We start from the raw sequence: 17,555 nt of genomic DNA, 5'->3' as shown, positions 1-17,555 counted from the left end.
CTAGTTCTTCTTTCGTGGCGGTCGCTCACTCATCCGTGAGCGGCCGCCACGATCACGTCTGCCACTGCCCCCGGCTGTGAAACCAGCGATGCATGCGACGTCGGGAGTTCGCTCGTGTTCGCTCCCATCCGATTTGCCATGAACCGCTGCGCCGTCGCAGGGATCACTCGGTCTTCACCGGCGACCAGATACCAACTCGGTGTGTTCGCCCACGACGGAGGCCCGCCGAGCTCGAGGTTCGCCCACAGAGCCGCGGACTTCTGATGCGCCAACATCGTTGCCGCTGTCTCGTCGGAAACGTCCTGAGCGAAGACGGAATGGAAATACTCGTCCGTGACATAGCCGTCGACGTTCTTACCGCCGATCGCGTGAGGATCGTCCACGATCTTCAATCCCAGAGCCGGCGGCAGCAATTGGCTGCCCGGGAATCGAATCGGATCGATCGTGATCTGTACCGGTTCTCCCTGAACCGGAGCAAACGCCGCGATGTACACCAACGACTGCACCTTCGGATCGTGGACGTTGGTGATCACCGCTCCGCCGTACGAGTGGCCCACGAGCACGACGGGTCCGTCGATGTCCGCAACCGTCTTCTCGATCACGGACGCATCGTAAGCGGGTCCACGCAGAGGATTGTCCGGTACCACGACTCGATAGCCGCGCGAACGTAAGTCGGCGGCGACGCCGTCCCAACTGGTCGCGTCGGCAAAGGCGCCGTGAACCAGAACGACAGTCGGCTTGGGGCTTGCCACCGCGGCACCAGAGCCGAAGATCAGTCCGGCCGCGACTGTCATGAGCATTGCCAGAACTGCTGTGAATACACGTGAGATCTTCATGCGTTTCCTTCACTCTCGTCGAAAAGCGAGAAACTGCGGCAAGCCGGGACATGCCCGTTTCGATCCTAGAAACACCGGGTGCGACGGACATGACTGTCCGTGCAGACTTCTGGGCTCACACTGCACAGCTTCTGGTTGAGCGTCCGCATCGCGGGGTATCAAGCCTGCATGGCTTTGCTCCTGGATACCTCCGTGTTGGAGCCTGACCAACGCACGGACGCCTTTGTCGACGCGATGGGTCGCGCCTCGGTTCCGTGCGCAATCCACGTGGAGAACCCGGATCGGGTGAGCGCACGAATGAACGTGTGGAATCTGGGCGCCGCATCACTGTTCCGCTCCGAGTCGACCGGGATGCGATTGACCCGTGCCCCACACCACGTCCGGTCCACATCGATGCCCGTTCTTGCGATTGCTCTGCAGGAGAGTGGAATCGGCCATCTCGACCAGTACCAATCACAGCGCAGGGTCCCGGCCGGTGAACTCCTCATGACGGACCTGACCTCGACCTACGATTTCTCCTGGTCGGGAACGGGCGCTTCCCAGTGCCTCTACGTTCCGATGGATCGGCTGGGATTGCCGATCGACACCGTCCGCGACGCAGCTACCCGGCCTCATCACAGCAACCTGTACCCCTTGATGATTGCGCACGTTCGCGAATTGTTCCGTGGCGCCGACCTACTGGACACCGATCCTGCGGCCGAACAACTGGGTGAGGCTTCGATCGAACTCGCGCGCGCGTTGGTCACCTCGATCGCGCATGCGAATCCCCACGTGTCGACCCCGAGATCGGCACTCGCCATGACCTCGATCCGTCGATACATCCGCGAACACCTTCACGATCCGGCGCTGCATCCCGCACGAATTGCCCACGCCCACAACATCTCACTGCGACAGCTGTACAAGACCTGCTCGGACAACGACTTTCGGATCGAACAGTGGATCATCACCCAGCGTCTGCGGAAGGCTCGTGAAGAACTTCGTGGACCGGCCACCGCCGACCTGCCGATCGCGGCCATCGCCCACCGGGCAGGCTTCGTCGACGCCGGCCACTTCAGCCGACGCTTTCGGCAGGCCTACGGAGTCAGCCCGACTCGTTGGCGTCAGCCCCGCGATTGAAGCAGCGCCACAACGTCTGTTTGACCACGACTTTCGGCATTGCCCAACGCCGTCTTTCCCGACGCATCCCGGATCGAGGGATCTGCCCCTGCGTCGAGTAGCTGGGTGATCACATCGACATAGCGCGCGGATCCGTCACCGTAGACGACAGCTTCGAGTAGGGCAGTCCACCCTGGATCATTGACGTGATCGACCGGGACCCCGGCAGCGATCAGCATCCGGACCGTCTCGACATGCGCGTGTTCACTCGCGGGAATCAGAGCCGTACCGCCGTAACGGTTCACGCTGTCGACGTCCGCGCCGTGGGTGAGCGTGAGCGCCAGAATCTCGTTCAATCCCTCGGCTCCGGAATACAGGAAAGCCGAATCCTGCATGGAGTCCTTCGCATTCACGTCTGCCCCGGCAAGAATCAACGTCGACGCCGCGGCGACGGCGTTGTTCTTGGTGGCCTCGACGAGCGGAGTACGTTCATCTTCGCCGCGAGCTTCGATGTTCGCGCCGGCGCCCAAGGCAGCGGTGATCGCTGCCGGATCATTGCGGTCCACAGCGTCGAAGAGGGCGCGTTCGGTTTCCGGCGTCGATGGTGGCAAGGCACTCGTAGGCGGTACGGCTGCCGTGGTAGTCACAGACGACGAGGTAGTCGGCACCACCGAGGTGTCGGAAGAACTGCAGCTCGTCACAGCTCCGGTCACTGATACCGCGAAGATTCCGCAAGAAAGGACAGTTCTCGACATCCGCTTCATGGAACCAGTCTTCCACAGCCGGCCGAATGGACTGACGATCAAAGATAGGGCGACATCTTCAGCATCGATCGTCTCACCAACGGTTTGAACGCCGGAATGATCCACCGTTTCCAGCCGAGCGTGGCTGCGATGTCGGCGGTGATGTCGTCGAAACTTCGGCTCTGATACCGCAACAACCGCTGACTTTCCTCGGTGTCCACCCAGTCGGTCACGTACTCCTTGCCACTGAAGGCACTATCGGGCAACGGTTCCAACCCCATTGCCCGCAGCATTCTCGCCAGATATTCGCGATAGGTCACCTGACAAGACTCACCACCACCGACGAAGAGCACCCGGCCCCACACCTGCGGCGTCTCCAGCGCGTTGGCAAGTGCGACAGCAGCGTCGTCGGGGTGCAGCACTTCGATCCTGTTGTCCAAACCGATCTCGAACATGATGGGATCGGCTCCACGCGCGCCGATGATCGGAACGTCGGCGAACCGCGGTATGAACCACGTCAGACCGGACTCTCGCACTATGCGTTCACCCTCGATTTTGTGGGCGGTGTACCCATCCGTCGCCTCGAGTGGATCATCCACTCTACGAGGAGGTTTCCGATGCATCGTTCGGCCGTGAACATCGAATGTCGATGCAAAGACAAGTTTGGGCGGATCACTCTGCGACAGCGCTGCCGTGACGACGTTACGGGTTCCCTCGACGTTGACCTTCGCCGCACCAGCAACATCGAGCTCGCTGACGGGCGGAATGACTGCAGCCAAGTGAACTACGACCTCGATACCCGCCACTGCAGCCTCGACCGTCTGGTAGTCACGAATATCTCCCCAGACCGTTTCGACGGCGCGAAAGGCACTCGCCCGCTTGCGATCCTCGGGAGTTGCCAGCGCAAGACAACGAACATCATGGCCTCGGCGCACGAGCTCCGCCAGAACGTGCGAACCGATGTTCCCGAAGGCTCCGGTCAAGAGCACCTTCATGATCGGATGGTGCCTCGCCCGGCGACAAGGGGGAGATCCAGCGCAGAAACGAGCCCGGCCTCGATCCCGTCGAGCATCGGAATGGCATTGATCGCTCGCATTCCCGTCGCCAGGCACCCTCCGGTGATCGGATCCCCGTCGAGCGCTCCACGGAACGCCGTTTCCTGCGTGATGTCCGGACTACCTTTGATGATGACGCGATAGACGTCGTTCTCCACGGAAGTTGCTCTGGGCCAGTGCGTTGCTGCGTCGTTGGTGATGCGGTTGACGTGCTCGATCACGATCTTCGCGTCGTCTCCCACCCAACCGCGGATCTCGAATCGGACTGCGGCACATTGGCCAGGCTCGATGACTCCGAACGGATACGTGATCGGTTCGGTAGCCGCCCACTTCTCGTACACGGTGTCGATGCGGTCCAACTTGACCCCGACGGCGTCGGCGATCATCGGAATGGTGTGACCCCATGCGAAGATCAGCACCTCGGGAATCTCGAGTACCGCCGGCGTATCCACCGAGACGCCGATTCCCATCGTCGAACTGTAGTCACCTGCGTAGTTCGCATAGTCCAACAGTTCCTGCACCCGTACGCTGTCTACGCGGCCACACACCCCCATGAGCGTCAGCGGGAAGAGATCGTTGGCAAATCCCGGATCGATTCCCGTGGTGAAGCACGACTTTCCGCTTTCGCGACACGCCTTTTCGAGGTCCACGAGCATTTCTTCGGGGCAGGCCTTCGGGTAGACCAACGGCGTCATCGACGTCGACACCACGTGCTTACCCGACAGCAGGGAGCGCGACATGTTCGCGATGTTCTCGACGGCGAACTCCGCAGTCGGACCGAAGTATGCAACGGCGTCGGCATCGACGGCCAGGGCTGCCTCACTGTCGATCGTGGCTGCCAGCCCCACCGGCTCGACTCCGATGAGCGTGCCGACGTCGACGCCGTCCTTGTCGGGGTTGTGCACGATCACGCCGACCAGTTCGAATTCGGGATGATCGAGCAGTTCGCGGATGACCAACTTACCCACGACGCCCGTACCCCACACGATGACCTTGTGTTTCATTGCAGTGCAGTCCTTTCCGGAACAGAGCCGATAGACGGTCAGCGAAAGAACTCGCCGCCGTTGACGAAAAGCGTCTGCCCGGTCAACATCCGGGCGCGGTTGGAGGCGAAGAAGACCACGGCGTCCGCTACGTCGTCGTCTGCCGGGATTTCACCGAGCGGCATGTTCTTGCTGATCTCGGCGATGATGTCTTCTTCGGGGACCCGACGGTCGGCGGCCGCGAGCCCGACGTACAGCTGTACCGGCGGTCCCCACATCCAGGTCGGGACCACGGTGTTGACTCGGATTCGATACTGTCCCAGTTCTTTTGCCAGCGACCACATCGCTGCATACAGCGCACCTTTGGACGTCGCGTATGCCGATTGCGGCAACTGAGGATGAAACATGGCCTGCGAGCCGATCATGACGACGGCGCCGCCACGCTTCTTCAATTCCGGTAGCGCCGCCTGCGTCAAAGTGAGAGTTCCGATGACGTTGACGTCCGACATGGCCTTCCAGGCACTCAGATCGGCACCTTCGAGCCCACCGAACACGTCCTCCTTGGCTGCGACGTTGACCAACGCGTCCACTCGCCCGAAACATTCTGTGGCGGTGGCGATCAACCGTGAGCACGACTCCGGATCGGCGATGTCCGTCACCGAGTAGGCGACGTGAGCACCGGTCGGATCTATCTCCTCGCAGACGGATTTCAAATTCTCTTCGGTTCTCGCGCCGAGTACTACGTTGGCCCCGTCACGGACTGCAGCCAATGCGATTTCACGCCCCAGGCCGGTTCCGACGCCGGAAATCACCACGGTCGAATCTTCGAGCAATTGAGTCATGACGCGCACCTCCACAGGGCACCCGATGGATAACGTAACGCCGTGTTACGAATATGAAGAAACGTAACACTGCGTTACGCTATTCACAATGGATTTCGAAGAAGTCGCCCCAGACAACCTCACCCCGGACAACGTCACCCCAGACAACGTCACCCCGGACGAGGACACCGAACGGCTACGCGGAAGGCCCCGCGATCCCGCCATCGGTGATTCAGCCCTGGCCGCGGCACGCGAGTTGCTCGCCGAGGTCGGCTGGGACAAGACGACGATGGTGGCGATCTCCGAGCGCGCAGGCGTCGGCAAGCCCGCTCTGTACCGTCGGTGGCCGTCCAAGACTCACCTGGTTTTCGAAGCAGTCTTCGGCTGGGTCGACGAGTCTCCGCCCGTCGCAGACGCCACAGATCCCGAAGAATGGGTACGGGCCTCGTGTAACTACACCCTGGAACTCTTTGCAAAGCCCGAGGTGAAGGCTGCACTACCCGGCCTGCTTTCCGCATTCGCGGAGCGCGGCGACCTGCCGTCGACATTGTGGTCGGAGTTCGGTGGCCCCGGCATCGCCATGCTCGCGCAGATGCTGAACCGTGGCGGCGGTGATGCCGACGCGATGCGGGACGCTCAGGCAACGATGCTGTTCATCGTGGGCGGCACGATGGTCCTGAGAATGCTGATGCCCGAAAACGACTCCGCTCCCCTCGTCGAACGGATGCCGGACATACTTCTGCACGGCGTCACACCGAAGGAGCAGAAGGACACATGAGCGCAGCAGAACCGACCATCGGTCTCGACGACGATCGTGTGCGCGTCACCTCGTGGCGCTTTCCGGCCGACGGCAGTGCCACCGGACGCCATCGACACGAGTACGACTACATCGTCGTGCCGGTCACCGGCGGCCGATTCGTCGTGTCCGATGCCGATGGTTCCACCCGCGAGATGACTCAAACTCCTGGCCTGTCGTACCAGGGAACCGCGGGCACGGTGCACGACGTCACCAACGCGTCGGGTACGGAAGCCGTCTTCGTGGAGATCGAACTCAAGACTCGCTAAATCAGGGACTTTGGTCCGAATTTCTTACTTGGGCGCTTATTTGGTGTCCGAATTGGGTAGTTTCACATCATCTAACTCGTTCAAAATTTCGATCCAGCGGTCACGTCCAGTGGAGCCAGTCGAACAGGAGTCGGATGAGCAGCCCATTTCGTGATGCCGCTGCAGTGACGCTCGACGCGTCTTCGCGCGGTGAGCGTGCGCGCGTGCCCGGCGCCCCGATCAACGGTCGCTTTCACCCGCCGTCGGCCGTCAAAGGACTGGTCCCGCGTCCGCGCCTGCATCGCAAACTCACCGCGTCCACCGCTGCCGATGGCGTCGGCCCTGGACCCGTGGGGTTGCTGTCCGCCCCGGCCGGTGCCGGGAAGACCTTGCTGCTGGCGGATTGGGCGCGCGAGTATTCTCGCGCTTCCCCCGATGCGGACCTGGCCTGGTTGACTCTCGCCGAGCGCGACAACAATGTTTCGGTGCTGTGTGAATCCCTGGCCGAAGCAATCGCCACGCCTATCGATCCGACCGGCCGGAGGCTTCCCGCGCAAACGGGATCCAGGCGACCGGTGGAGCAATGGCTCGCGCATTTCGCCGAAACTCTCGAAACGCACGATCGTCGAACGACGCTGATCCTCGACGACGTTCACACACTTCACGATCCACTGTCGATCAGTCTTCTCGATCGGATACTCACTCACACCCCAGGCAATCTGTCGATCATCGTCGCCGCACGATACGAACCACCTCTCACGTGGCATCGTTTGGCTCTGGACGGCCGACTCACCCGCTTCGCATCCACCGATCTCGCTTTCGACCGGTCCGAGATCACTACGATGTTCGGTGAATACGACATCATGTTGGGCGAAGACGAGTTGGCAATCGTCGAAGACTTCACCAAGGGGTGGGGTGCTGTCGTTCGCCTCACCGCAGCGTTTCTGGCCGGCCGCAATGACATCGCCGACGCGCTGGACGAATTCACGCACACACCACGGCCGATCGCCGATTTCCTGGTCGACGAAGTGCTGACATCCTTACCCGAACACATCACCTCGTTCATGCTGCGGACATCGATAGTCGATTCGTTCTCCGCTCCACTGGCGGAAACTCTGACCGATTCGAACGCACGATCCGAGATCGACTCTCTGATTCAGTTCAACTTTCCGGTGACCCGTACCGATTCCGCCGACCACACGACCTGGTTCAGCTATCACCCGCTACTGCGCGAACACCTTCGGGCAGAGTTCCGCCGCGTCGATCACGTCGAGAGGAAGCGCGCACACGTGCGCGCAGCAACCTGGTACGAAAGCCATCATCTCGAACTCGAGGCGCTCGAACTCGAGATATCGATCGGCGACCCGTGCCGCATTCTCGCGTTTCTCGAACGCTGCGGGCTGGGGCTCGTGCTCGACGGTCACAGCGGTGACGTCGTGCGAGTCCTCGAATCCGCCCCGACGCAGGTCTCGGAATCCCCGATCACCCGACTGATTCTGGCAGCGGCCGCCCTCCATTCCGGTGACGTGACCTCGGCTACGACATGTCTCGACCTCCTCGAGGCAACTCATCCCCCCATTGCAGACGATCCGCTGTTCCTGGCGATGAGCCTGGAAATCTCCTGCGTTTCGGCAACTTCCGACAACCAACCATTGGTGTCACGCCTGCAGCGACGCCCGAACAGCACCCACTCCGACGTCGAGGCGTACGTGCACCTCGAATTGGCGACGGCGCACTTGCTCCGGCGCGAGTTCGAAAAGGCGACTGTCGAGTACACCCAGGCCGCAGCCCTCGGGGCACTACGGGGCCGGTCGCGATTCGTCCTGAAGTCACTGACCGGATTGGGGTATGTCGCTTCCCTCAGCGGCGACATCGGGGCGATGAGAGCGCATTCCACCTACGCTCTCGACTACGCGATCGAACACCGAATCACGACGACAGCGGAATACGAGTTGTCCGCGTCGGTGGTCGCCTTCGCGGCGTACCTCTGCGCCACGGGTGATCTTCCGTACCGCATCCCCACCATCGGAAACTACCGGAGCACAGACGTTCTCGGCGCCAGCGCGCCAGTGTTCGGTTGGCATACCGTCGTAACCTTCGGGCTTCACGGCCTCGACGACGCGGCCGACCGACGGTCGACTGCCGCCGACATTCGCGACGCCATGCTCAGTGCTGTCGAACTACGCACCTTCGCGATGGCGACCCTCGCTCTCCTACCGCCCGTCGTCAACGCCTGCTTGTCGGTCGGCGAAGTGGAATGGGCCGGCCGACTCGTACGCGATGCGGCCGAGCGGTTCGGCGAGACCTCCGAAATACATCTCGCACGAGGTGCCGTCGCGTTCTCTGCCAACAAGTTCGCAGAAGCCCTCGCCGAAGTCTCCGAAGCTCTCGCAACCTCCGAAGCGCCGCTGCTTGCGCATCACGTCTACGCCTGGACGCTCGAGGCGGGGATCCACGCCGCAACAGGTCACGAACGCAAGTCTTTTCGCTCTCTTCACAAAGCTCTCCACGCCGCAGAAACCGGTGGCCTCCTGCGGCCCTTCCTCGACTACGGAACAGCCCTGCGGCCGATATTCGACGAGTTCAGTGGACATTTCGGAGATCAGGAAGTTTTTGCCGAACAGGTACGCAATCGAGTACGCCCACAGGAGCTGGTGAGTGCGCCGATCCTCACCCCGGGTGAGTACACCGTGCTACGCGAACTGGCTTCGGGAGACACCACGGAGTCGATCGCCGACACGCTGTTCCTCTCGGTCAACACGATCAAGACGCACCTTCGCGGGATCTATCGCAAGTTGGAAGTGAGCAACCGACGCGACGCGCTCAAGGCTGCGCGACGCGGCGGTCTCATCTGAGCAAGACTGCTTCCATGCTCCCGAAGCTGTACTCCGACTCGCGCGATCGCTTGATGGTGTGGGCAAGACGCACACCGAGCCGTCGCCTGGCGACCGATGCAACCGTCGATGTTTTCGAAGTCGGTCTCGTCGACAGCGCCATGACTCTGGCAGCTCAAGCCTTCACGTCCTTGCTCCCGGTCATGATCGCGGCGTCCACCCTGGAGAAACTGAAGCCGTTGGCCGACGCCGCCAAGGACGACCTCGGGGTCCAACTACCCGACGCCCAAATCATCAACACCTCCACTGCGGCCGCGTTCGGAATCGTCGGTTTGCTCATGCTGCTGATCAGTTCCACGTCCTACGCTCGCGCTCTCGGCCGGATGTACGGGCGCATCTGGAGCGTGCCGACTGCGACGCTTCGTCAGGCGTGGCGTTGGATAGCGGTCGTGTTCGTCGTGGCGACATCGGTGGTCGGGGCGGCCCTCTGCCGAGAACTGAACGGTGTGCCGGGGGTGGGCAGACTCCTGGAATTTGTTGCGGTCTACGTGGTGTGGGCGCTCGTCTGGACTGCCGTGCCGATGCTGTTGACCGCTAATCGCATGACCACTCGTATGTGCGTCGGGTCCGGGTTGCTCACCGCGACGGGTCTGAGCGGACTGCACGTGGCAGGCACCCTTTTCCTGCCCCGTATGACCAAGACCTCTCAGGACGAGTTCGGCCTCCTGGGCGTGATGTTCACCGTCATCGGCTGGCTGTTCGTCTTCTCGGCCATCGTGGTTGTCGCGTCGTCGATCGTCGGATCGGTGGCCAAAGATTCCGGCCCGCTGGGCATCTGGCTGCGAACCTCACGCTGACGTGCCGCCTCCACCGGCAAGCGCCTGCGACACCGTCGGATAGACGTCGACCTTCAGCGCGCCCCGGTCAGCACCGGACAGAACGTCGCGGAACTGTCCGATGTCTCGGGCTACACGGAAGCTCACGTTCTTGCGAGCCAACGAGTCTCGAAGCTGAGCCAACATCTGGGCCGCGCTGACGTCGATGAACGGTGACGTTTCGGCGTCGAGCACCACCATCGTGGTCCCCGCGGTCACCAGGCCGGTGATCTGATCACGCACGTGATCGGCATTGGCGAAGAACAGCCCGGATTCCACCCTGACCACCACGATGCCGTCGAGTGTCCTCAGATCGGGGTGACCGCTGGCGTCGACCCAGCGCGTGCCGTCCTTGGCCAGAGCTGCCACATGCGGTTTGGAGACTCGATAGAGGAGCAGCAACATCGAGACGGCAATTCCGATGATCAAACCGGGCAAGGTGTCGAACAGGAGAACTCCGAACATCGCCGCGATCGCTGCGGCGAAATCGGCCCGCGCGGCGTGGCCGTAGATGCTGCCCAACCTCTTCGTCCAGACCCGGTACAGCGCTGCGAGAGAGGAGAAATCGACCAGCTCGATCACGGCGGCGATGACCACGGCGGAGAGCGTCGCCTCCGGCAACTTCTCGAACAAGCCGGTCAGAAACAGCAGTGTCAACAGTGTCAGTGCAGCGACCACCAGTCCGCTGACCTGAGATTTGGCGCCCGCGCCCCCGTTGACAGCGGTCTTCGAGAGGCTGCCGTTGACCACCATTCCGGAGCACAGACCCGATCCGAGATTGGCCGCACCCAGTCCAGCGAGTTCACGATTGGCGTCGATCGTGTACCCCGCCTTGGCCGCGTATGTCTTTGCAGCACCCAGACCTTCGGCGAATCCGATGAGCAGAACGCCGACTGCCGGTCCGACCAGATCGAGATAGTCCTCGGCTCCCACACCACTCGGCAGACCCATCGACGGCAGTCCCGAGTCGATGTGCCCGACGATGTCGATGCCGCGATCGTCGAGGCCGAACAACGCGACTGCGGTAATGCCCAGCAGCACGACGAGGAGCGAACCCGGTACCAGCGGAAGCCATCGCTTGACGCCCAGGACCATTGCCAGGCTGAGCAATCCGATGATCACCGTCGGTCCGTCGACCTCACCCAGTTCCTTCACCACTGTCCACGCCTGGACGAAGAAGTTTCCCTCCCCCTTCTCCACGCCCAGGAGTTTGGGTACTTGACCGATGATGATCGTGAGCGCGAGACCCACGATGAATCCCTTCAGAACCGGCTCGGAGATGAAGGAGGCGATGAAGCCGAGGCGCATGAATCCTGCCAGCAGACCCACGAGCCCGGTCACGATTGCCAATGCGGCCGACAGCGCGATGAATCGGCCGTCGTTTCCCGAAGCCAGTGGCGCGATCATCGCCGCGGACAACGCTGCGGTCGCCGACATCGGCCCGACGATCAGGTGTCGCGAACTACCTGCTGCTGCATACAGAATCAGTGACGGAACTGCAGCATAGAGCCCGACTACCGGCGGAACTCCGGCGATGGTGGCGTACGCGAGCGCTTCGGGAACGAGGACGGCCCACACGGTGAGGCCGGCAATGATGTCGGGGCGGAGCCAGCCGCGCTGGTAGTCGGAGAGCGATCCGAAGACCCACCACGTCCGTGTTTGCGGAGCACTCATAGTCCTTGCACCCCTTTACTGATCTGCATCGCCGCGATCAGGACGAGAAGCCCGACGTTCAGCAAGTGCGTGTTGGTGGCTATCCAGGTGCGGATCTTCTGCAACGGTTCGGTTGCCTCGTCCTTCTTGATCAGAAGGAGGGCGACGGGCACCGCAACCGAGGTCACGGACACCAGCGAGAAGATCACGGCCGAGACGATCTGCGACGTGGGTTCCACAGTGCTGAGCCGCAGATTCATGGCGGCGGCGATGGCACATGACATGTCGATGGGGTTGAAGACGAACAGCGCGAAACCTAACGCCCCTGATCGCATCGGCCGGAAATGCTCTACCGACTGGAGCATTTTCGGCAGCTGCGGGGCGGCGGCGACCACGTCGCCGGGTGCGACGGCCGCCGCCATGGCCTGGACTCCGCGGCGGCTGCGTGTATAGACGAACCAGGCTCCCGCCAGCAGAGTCGCGCCGAGAACGAGATGGAGGATGGGCACCCACAACGGGGGGTGAGTTCGCTGGTGCACTTGAAGGGCCGTCAAAATGAGGTACGCACCGGCCAGCGCGACAACTATTCCGAGATACCACCCGATCAGGTACGCAATGCTGTTGATTCGCGCTCGTTCGGAAAAGAGCACGGCAACAACGGCAACCACCGCCAGCGGGCTCATGATGATCCCGAGCGCCAGCGGGATCTGTTGCAGTAGCAACGATCCCATAACTACCTCCAGTTGTCAGAGACCGCCGATGCCCTTACCGATGAGAACAACACCGATAACCAGGATCAACACACTCATCACCGTCGCGTTGTTGTCCTGCAACCACACCTTCAGCTTGGCCAGCGGACCGCGCAGTCGCTCCGCGGCAACGAGGTAACCGATCACAGGCACGCACACTGTCGAGGCCGCGATGATCGTGAAAACCAGAATGGCGACAACAACTTCTCCGGATCCAAGCGAGGCGGATCCGATCGAGATTCCGGCCGCGATACACATCATCAGATTCTTCGGATTGATCGCAGCCAGAGCGAAGCCCAAGCCGAGGCCTTTGGCAGCGGTCATGTCGTCGATGGCTTGCATCCACTTCGGGGTTTCGTGTTCGCCTCCGCGTCCGCGCCATTGCTTTGCTCCGAACGCAAGAAGTAACACTCCCAACGCCAGCTTGATCCACGAGACCGTCGCCGACGGATCACCTTCGGAGTCGCCGAGCTTGCTGGACAAGAGCACGAAGATCACAGTGGCGACAACGATTCCGAGTATCCAGCCCAGAGCGAACCCGACGCTCGTACTGCCGGCTCGCTTGGACAACAACATCAAGATTGCAGCGATGATCGGGATCGGCGATACCGCGACGCCGACCGCGAGGGGTAACAGATCCCCGATGACAGATCCCATGCCGACCTCTTCTCTCTCCCGGTCGACACTAGGGGCGGGGGACCTGCGCAGCCTCACACGAAAAGGATGAACAGAACCGTGGCGACATTCACCCGTAGGGGATGAAGCCCGAGGAGCATGCGCGAGTAAGACTGGATCTCACGGATGCGGAGTCCTGGATCGAGCAGCGACGCCGATTGCACTTGACGACACCTGATTTCGAGACTCGGCGCGGGGCGGGTCCGAACCTCACGGCCCTACGAAATGGAGCGGACACTGATGAATGCTCCCACTCGGTATCAATTCCTCATCGACGGCGAAGTGTCGGACCGTGTCAAGGCCGCATTTCCCGACCTCAGTGTTGCCAGTGCGGCCGGCGGATTCACCAGTTTGTACGGACCCGTCGCGGACCACACGGCCATGCGAAGCATCATGGCCCGCCTCGATTCCCTCGGGTTGACCGTCGCCGAACTGCGAAGGCTCCCGGACTGATCCGAGCCGACCGTCCATCGGATCGTTTCCGGGCACGAGCGATGGTCCCGACCGAGTCGATTCGGTCGGGACCAACTGCCCTCGAGTTGTTCGGTGCCTAGACTCTGTCTGTATCCCAAGTAGCGACGGCCCAGATCACAACGACATCGAGTGCGATGACCAGGATCGACCACAACGGGTAGTACGGCATCCACAAGAAGTTGGCGATGATCGAGAGCGACGCAATGACTATTGCCGCCGCCCTGGCCCACACTGCACCCGTGAAGAGGCCCAGAGCCACCGCGATCCCGATGATGCCCAAGATGATGTGGATCCAACCCCACGTCGTGATGTCGAACTTGTACGTGTAGTTGATACCCACGACAAACAGATTGTTGTCTGCGACGGCCGCGATGCCCTGAAGCAGAGCGACAATGCCTGCGGTGAGCAGCAGAATCGCTGCTGCAAACGTCGTACCTACCGCGAAACCCTGCCGGACAGGGTGATTCGCGGGTTCCCGCGGTGGAGCAGTCATCAGCGTTCCTTTCGACAGAATGCACTTCCCTTACTCAGTCTCGAGGGGCTGGAAAGCGAAAGCATCACCCGTCGCGGATGAACCGCAGGTCATCGGCCCGTACCCGCTTGCCGGCGTCGCAAACCAACATTGGCAGACTGGCACTGTGCAGCACACCGTAGTCGTGATCACCGATATCCACGCTCCACCTGCGGTGATCTTCGATCTCGAACTCGACATGGACGAACACTCGGCCTCGCTCCGAAAAACGGACGAGGTGGCCGTGACGAGTACGGGTAGACCAGCGCTGGAAGAGGGCGACGAGGTGTCCTTCACCGCTCGGCATTTCGGGTGGAGATTCTCGATGACAAGCCGGATCACGCAGTACAACCGCCCGTATTCGTTCACCGACGAGCAGGTTCGCGGCCCGTTTACCGCAATGCAGCACGAGCACGTCTTCGACATTCAGCCGGGCGGGTGGACGCGGATGCACGACCGCTTCACGGTCACGGCCCCCTTCGGCGTGCTCGGACACCTGGCTTTGAGGTTGGCTGTCGGCCCGTATCTGCGACGCCTTCTCGAGCAACGCGCCGCGCACATCAAAGATCGCGCAGAAGCTGACACCTCATTTGTCGAGTGAGAACCCTCTGCTGAAGCAGCGCAGAGTGTGTTGACTCGACAGAACCGTGCTCACTCAGCAGCAGTCGCACTCGTCACCTTTCTCGGCCGCAGCCACGACCGGGCAGCACGGATCGCCCTTCCACGCGTTGATGCCTTCTTTCACCGCGATGACGGCGATCACCAGTGCCGCAATCGGATCCGCCCACGACCAGCCGAGCACCGAGTTGAGCAGCAAACCGACCAGCAAGACCGCAGAGAGGTACGTGCAGAGCAGAGTCTGCTTCGAGTCCGCGACCGCCGAAAGGGAACCCAGCTCCCGACCGGCTCGGCGCTGCGCGTAGGACAGGGCCGGCATGATCGCCAAACTGACTGCAGCCAAAACTATTCCGACGGTGGTGTGCTGGGCCTCCCCCAGACCGAACAGCGACCGAATCGCGTCGAACGAGACATACGCAGCGAGCCCGAAGAACGAGAATGCGATCACGCGTAGCGCCGTCTTCTCCCGGCTCGCAGGATCCGGGGCCGAAAACTGCCAGGCAACCGCTGCCGCCGAGGATACTTCGATCACGGAATCAAGACCGAACCCGAACAGGGCCGCAGACGACACCCGCGTGCCCTCCGCCAGCGCAATGATCGCCTCGACGACGTTGTAGCTGATCGTGATCGCCACGAAGATGCGGATTCTTCTCGACAACAGCGCTCGTCGGGCAGTCGAGAAACCGACACCGTCAACGGGAGCAACCATCAGCAGCACCCCTCTGATTCGCTGTCCGGACAGTACGACGGATCCACGGCGAGTACGACCCCGAGTAGGTCGTCGAGCGCCTGACCGATATGTGCGTCGGCGAGTTCGTATCGCGTGCGACGCCCTTCCGGTACGGCCACCACCAAGCCACAACCGCGCAGACAGGCCAGATGGTTGGACAGCTTCTGCCTGGTCACCTCCAGCGTGTCGGCGAGGTCCGACGGATACCGGGGCGCGGTCTTCAGCTCGAGCAGTATCCGTGTTCGAGTCTCGTCGGACAGTGCATGCCCGAACCTCGCAAGCACCGCCACATTGGTCACCACATTCATGCCCTCGACATCCATACGAACGACAGTACATCGAAATCTGTATTCATAAAACAGTGAACTCCAATGGTTCAAGATCCAGCCATCGGGTAACGCAAGCCTGGAACGACACCGACCAGACTTCGACCAGCGGGAGCCCGCATCCGATGAACCGTACAAAAGCCGACGATCACACAGCGATGCCGGAGCTGCCGGAAACCGGCAGCGTCTTCCAAGTCTCGTGGCCGGTGCGAACAGGAGACATTCACACCGACAGAAGCCTGCGCCTCGACGCGATCGCGCGTTACCTCCAAGACGCAGGCTTCGACAACCTCGTCGACCGCGGCGCCATGGATACCCATCCGCTCTGGATGGTACGAAGAACGGTGATCGACGTATTCGAACCGGTCGTCTGGCCGGATCGAGTTCATTTGCAGCGTTGGTGCTCCGGCCTGTCGAGCAAGTGGTGTTCGATGCGAGTTCGCATCAGGTCCGACGGCGGCGGATTGATCGAAACGGAGGCGTTCTGGATCAACATCGATCCGAAGACGGGAATGCCGGCCACCATCAGTGAAAAGTTCACCGCCGCTCTTGCGTCGACGGCCGTGGACCAGCATCTCCACTGGCGTCGGTGGATCGACCCGGAATCCACAACGACACCTTCGACGGAGACGCCATTCCCGTTACGCTCCAGCGATTTCGACCCCTTCGATCACGTGAACAACGCGATCTACTGGCAACCCGTCGAAGATGTGCTGCCCGACGAATTACGAAGCGGACCCTTTCGCGCAATCCTCGAGTACACCCAGCCAATCAAGAGCGGCGAGCAGGTGAGCGTGCAAACCGGCACGAACACGCTGCACATCGACGCCGGCGGCGAGGCACGTGCATCAGCTCGATGGTTCGCGCTGGCCCCGAACCGCAACGATCAGGGGTGAAGTTTTCCGAATCCCACGACGGCAGAGTCGGATTGCCAGTCCAGATCATGCACCCGCACCTTGCCGAACTCGTTGCCGCCGACCGTGATCGCCGAGTCACCATCCACTGCCACAACGATATTGGTGTGCTGGCCGACCCATCTCGAACTGTCGTAGATCACCACATCACCCACGTTCGGTGTGTACCCACTGCCGTTCTCGGCGTACGCGCCGATCCCCTGGTAGTACTCCTGCAACGTGTACACCCCCGGGATGCGCCAACTTCCGGAGTTCGGGTTCGACAACGGTCGACCCGCTTCCCTCATGATCCAGCTGACGAAGTCTGCGCACCACTCTTCGTCGATACCGTCGGAATAGAAGGTGCCCGGCCGGTCATTCTCGTGCTCGGATCGGAGTAGGTCGAGCACACGAGCCTGATCCGAAGTCACCACACCGGCATCGACCGTCGGGAACTCGGCGGTGTCCCAGGGCAGATACCGCGAAGGCGCGACTGCGACGGCAACCGCACCGACCACGATGACGAAGCCGAGCACCCCGGCAATCCAAAGCACGATACGGCGGCGACGTTTGGTTTCGGCAGGACTCACCCTTACAAGTGTGCCAGTCTGCCGAGAATCGATCCGCAAACCACCTCGAT

20 protein-coding genes are annotated in these 17,555 nt (G+C 61.7%); 8 read left to right on the top strand and 12 right to left on the bottom strand.

Going from position 1 to position 17,555, the window contains the following annotated elements; genetic code table 11:
- Nucleotides 1-29: 29 nt before the first annotated feature.
- Nucleotides 30-836 carry an alpha/beta fold hydrolase gene (locus ABWI03_RS29260; protein WP_095972325.1) on the bottom strand — a complete coding sequence of 269 codons (807 nt, stop codon included), beginning with the start codon at nucleotides 834-836 and terminating at the stop codon, nucleotides 30-32.
- A gap of 168 nt (nucleotides 837-1,004) precedes the next feature.
- Here ABWI03_RS29260 and ABWI03_RS29255 point away from each other — a divergent pair, with 168 nt between their 5' ends.
- Nucleotides 1,005-1,952, top strand: coding sequence for a helix-turn-helix domain-containing protein (locus ABWI03_RS29255; protein WP_298781735.1), 948 nt, complete (start codon nucleotides 1,005-1,007; stop codon nucleotides 1,950-1,952).
- Here the strand turns inward: ABWI03_RS29255 and ABWI03_RS29250 are convergent.
- Genes ABWI03_RS29250 through ABWI03_RS29235 form a run of 4 tightly spaced genes read right to left on the bottom strand, consistent with a single transcriptional unit; the run spans nucleotide 1,937 to nucleotide 5,554 of the window.
- On the bottom strand, nucleotides 1,937-2,695 hold the full coding sequence (locus ABWI03_RS29250; RefSeq protein WP_298781732.1) for an ankyrin repeat domain-containing protein: 759 nt from the start codon (nucleotides 2,693-2,695) through the stop codon (nucleotides 1,937-1,939). The genes ABWI03_RS29255 and ABWI03_RS29250 overlap by 16 nt on opposite strands.
- A 38-nt stretch (nucleotides 2,696-2,733) precedes the next feature.
- A complete protein-coding gene (locus ABWI03_RS29245) occupies nucleotides 2,734-3,669 on the bottom strand; it encodes an NAD-dependent epimerase/dehydratase family protein (RefSeq protein ID WP_298781729.1) in 936 nt (311 codons plus the stop codon).
- Nucleotides 3,666-4,733, bottom strand: coding sequence for an NAD(P)H-dependent amine dehydrogenase family protein (locus ABWI03_RS29240; RefSeq protein WP_124568012.1), 1,068 nt, complete (start codon nucleotides 4,731-4,733; stop codon nucleotides 3,666-3,668). Before ABWI03_RS29240 ends, ABWI03_RS29245 begins: the two co-directional genes overlap by 4 nt.
- 38 nt (nucleotides 4,734-4,771) lie before the next feature.
- Nucleotides 4,772-5,554 (bottom strand): SDR family oxidoreductase, encoded by a 783-nt coding sequence (locus ABWI03_RS29235; protein WP_298781720.1) that lies wholly within the window; start codon nucleotides 5,552-5,554, stop codon nucleotides 4,772-4,774.
- An 88-nt stretch (nucleotides 5,555-5,642) separates the two neighbouring features.
- Here ABWI03_RS29235 and ABWI03_RS29230 point away from each other — a divergent pair, with 88 nt between their 5' ends.
- From ABWI03_RS29230 to ABWI03_RS29215, 4 genes are all read left to right on the top strand, one after another.
- Nucleotides 5,643-6,311 (top strand): TetR/AcrR family transcriptional regulator, encoded by a 669-nt coding sequence (locus tag ABWI03_RS29230; RefSeq protein ID WP_124568010.1) that lies wholly within the window; start codon nucleotides 5,643-5,645, stop codon nucleotides 6,309-6,311.
- Nucleotides 6,308-6,598, top strand: a complete 291-nt coding sequence (locus ABWI03_RS29225; protein ID WP_298781715.1) for a cupin domain-containing protein — start codon at nucleotides 6,308-6,310, stop codon at nucleotides 6,596-6,598. The genes ABWI03_RS29230 and ABWI03_RS29225 overlap by 4 nt, the downstream gene beginning before the upstream one ends.
- Before the next feature lie 134 nt (nucleotides 6,599-6,732).
- Complete coding sequence (locus ABWI03_RS29220) at nucleotides 6,733-9,432, top strand: winged helix-turn-helix domain-containing protein (RefSeq protein WP_298781712.1); 2,700 nt, start codon at nucleotides 6,733-6,735, stop codon at nucleotides 9,430-9,432.
- Between the two features lie 14 nt (nucleotides 9,433-9,446).
- On the top strand, nucleotides 9,447-10,268 hold the full coding sequence (locus ABWI03_RS29215) for a hypothetical protein (RefSeq protein ID WP_124568007.1): 822 nt from the start codon (nucleotides 9,447-9,449) through the stop codon (nucleotides 10,266-10,268).
- On the opposite strand, the gene ABWI03_RS29210 is transcribed toward ABWI03_RS29215, so the two are convergent.
- The 3 genes from ABWI03_RS29210 to ABWI03_RS29200 are packed head-to-tail and all read right to left on the bottom strand — an operon-like array spanning nucleotide 10,260 to nucleotide 13,345.
- Nucleotides 10,260-11,960 (bottom strand): SulP family inorganic anion transporter, encoded by a 1,701-nt coding sequence (locus tag ABWI03_RS29210; protein ID WP_298781708.1) that lies wholly within the window; start codon nucleotides 11,958-11,960, stop codon nucleotides 10,260-10,262. The two genes, ABWI03_RS29215 and ABWI03_RS29210, sit on opposite strands and share 9 nt — an antisense overlap.
- The gene (locus tag ABWI03_RS29205; RefSeq protein ID WP_298781705.1) at nucleotides 11,957-12,670 is read right to left on the bottom strand and encodes a GAP family protein; all 714 of its coding nucleotides are present in this window, start codon (nucleotides 12,668-12,670) and stop codon (nucleotides 11,957-11,959) included. Before ABWI03_RS29205 ends, ABWI03_RS29210 begins: the two co-directional genes overlap by 4 nt.
- Before the next feature lie 15 nt (nucleotides 12,671-12,685).
- Nucleotides 12,686-13,345, bottom strand: coding sequence for a GAP family protein (locus ABWI03_RS29200; RefSeq protein WP_095972315.1), 660 nt, complete (start codon nucleotides 13,343-13,345; stop codon nucleotides 12,686-12,688).
- A 258-nt stretch (nucleotides 13,346-13,603) separates the two neighbouring features.
- On the opposite strand from ABWI03_RS29200, the gene ABWI03_RS29195 reads away from it, so the two are divergent.
- Nucleotides 13,604-13,816 carry a DUF8691 family protein gene (locus tag ABWI03_RS29195; RefSeq protein ID WP_095972384.1) on the top strand — a complete coding sequence of 71 codons (213 nt, stop codon included), beginning with the start codon at nucleotides 13,604-13,606 and terminating at the stop codon, nucleotides 13,814-13,816.
- 97 nt (nucleotides 13,817-13,913) lie between these two features.
- Here ABWI03_RS29195 and ABWI03_RS29190 read toward each other — a convergent pair whose 3' ends face one another.
- The gene (locus ABWI03_RS29190; RefSeq protein ID WP_166809873.1) at nucleotides 13,914-14,330 is read right to left on the bottom strand and encodes a DUF7144 family membrane protein; all 417 of its coding nucleotides are present in this window, start codon (nucleotides 14,328-14,330) and stop codon (nucleotides 13,914-13,916) included.
- 145 nt (nucleotides 14,331-14,475) lie between these two features.
- On the opposite strand from ABWI03_RS29190, the gene ABWI03_RS29185 reads away from it, so the two are divergent.
- Nucleotides 14,476-14,949, top strand: a complete 474-nt coding sequence (locus ABWI03_RS29185; RefSeq protein WP_298781697.1) for an SRPBCC family protein — start codon at nucleotides 14,476-14,478, stop codon at nucleotides 14,947-14,949.
- Between the two features lie 54 nt (nucleotides 14,950-15,003).
- Here the strand turns inward: ABWI03_RS29185 and ABWI03_RS29180 are convergent, their stop codons facing one another.
- On the bottom strand, nucleotides 15,004-15,675 hold the full coding sequence (locus tag ABWI03_RS29180) for a cation efflux transmembrane domain-containing protein (RefSeq protein WP_298781694.1): 672 nt from the start codon (nucleotides 15,673-15,675) through the stop codon (nucleotides 15,004-15,006).
- Nucleotides 15,675-16,019, bottom strand: coding sequence for an ArsR/SmtB family transcription factor (locus tag ABWI03_RS29175; protein ID WP_235170590.1), 345 nt, complete (start codon nucleotides 16,017-16,019; stop codon nucleotides 15,675-15,677). The genes ABWI03_RS29180 and ABWI03_RS29175 overlap by 1 nt, the downstream gene beginning before the upstream one ends.
- A 128-nt stretch (nucleotides 16,020-16,147) precedes the next feature.
- Between ABWI03_RS29175 and ABWI03_RS29170 the strand changes: the two genes are divergently transcribed.
- The gene (locus tag ABWI03_RS29170) at nucleotides 16,148-16,918 is read left to right on the top strand and encodes an acyl-[acyl-carrier-protein] thioesterase (RefSeq protein ID WP_298781686.1); all 771 of its coding nucleotides are present in this window, start codon (nucleotides 16,148-16,150) and stop codon (nucleotides 16,916-16,918) included.
- On the opposite strand, the gene ABWI03_RS29165 is transcribed toward ABWI03_RS29170, so the two are convergent.
- The gene (locus ABWI03_RS29165) at nucleotides 16,909-17,505 is read right to left on the bottom strand and encodes a CHAP domain-containing protein (RefSeq protein WP_298781683.1); all 597 of its coding nucleotides are present in this window, start codon (nucleotides 17,503-17,505) and stop codon (nucleotides 16,909-16,911) included. The genes ABWI03_RS29170 and ABWI03_RS29165 overlap by 10 nt on opposite strands.
- Between the last annotated feature and the right edge of the window lie 50 nt (nucleotides 17,506-17,555).

Origin of the sequence: Rhodococcus baikonurensis (assembly GCF_040489275.1) — a bacterium.
Lineage (GTDB): Bacteria > Actinomycetota > Actinomycetes > Mycobacteriales > Mycobacteriaceae > Rhodococcus_F > Rhodococcus_F baikonurensis.
The sequence above is the reverse complement of the archived record's forward strand: the minus strand, read 5'-3'. Positions and strand labels throughout refer to the sequence as shown.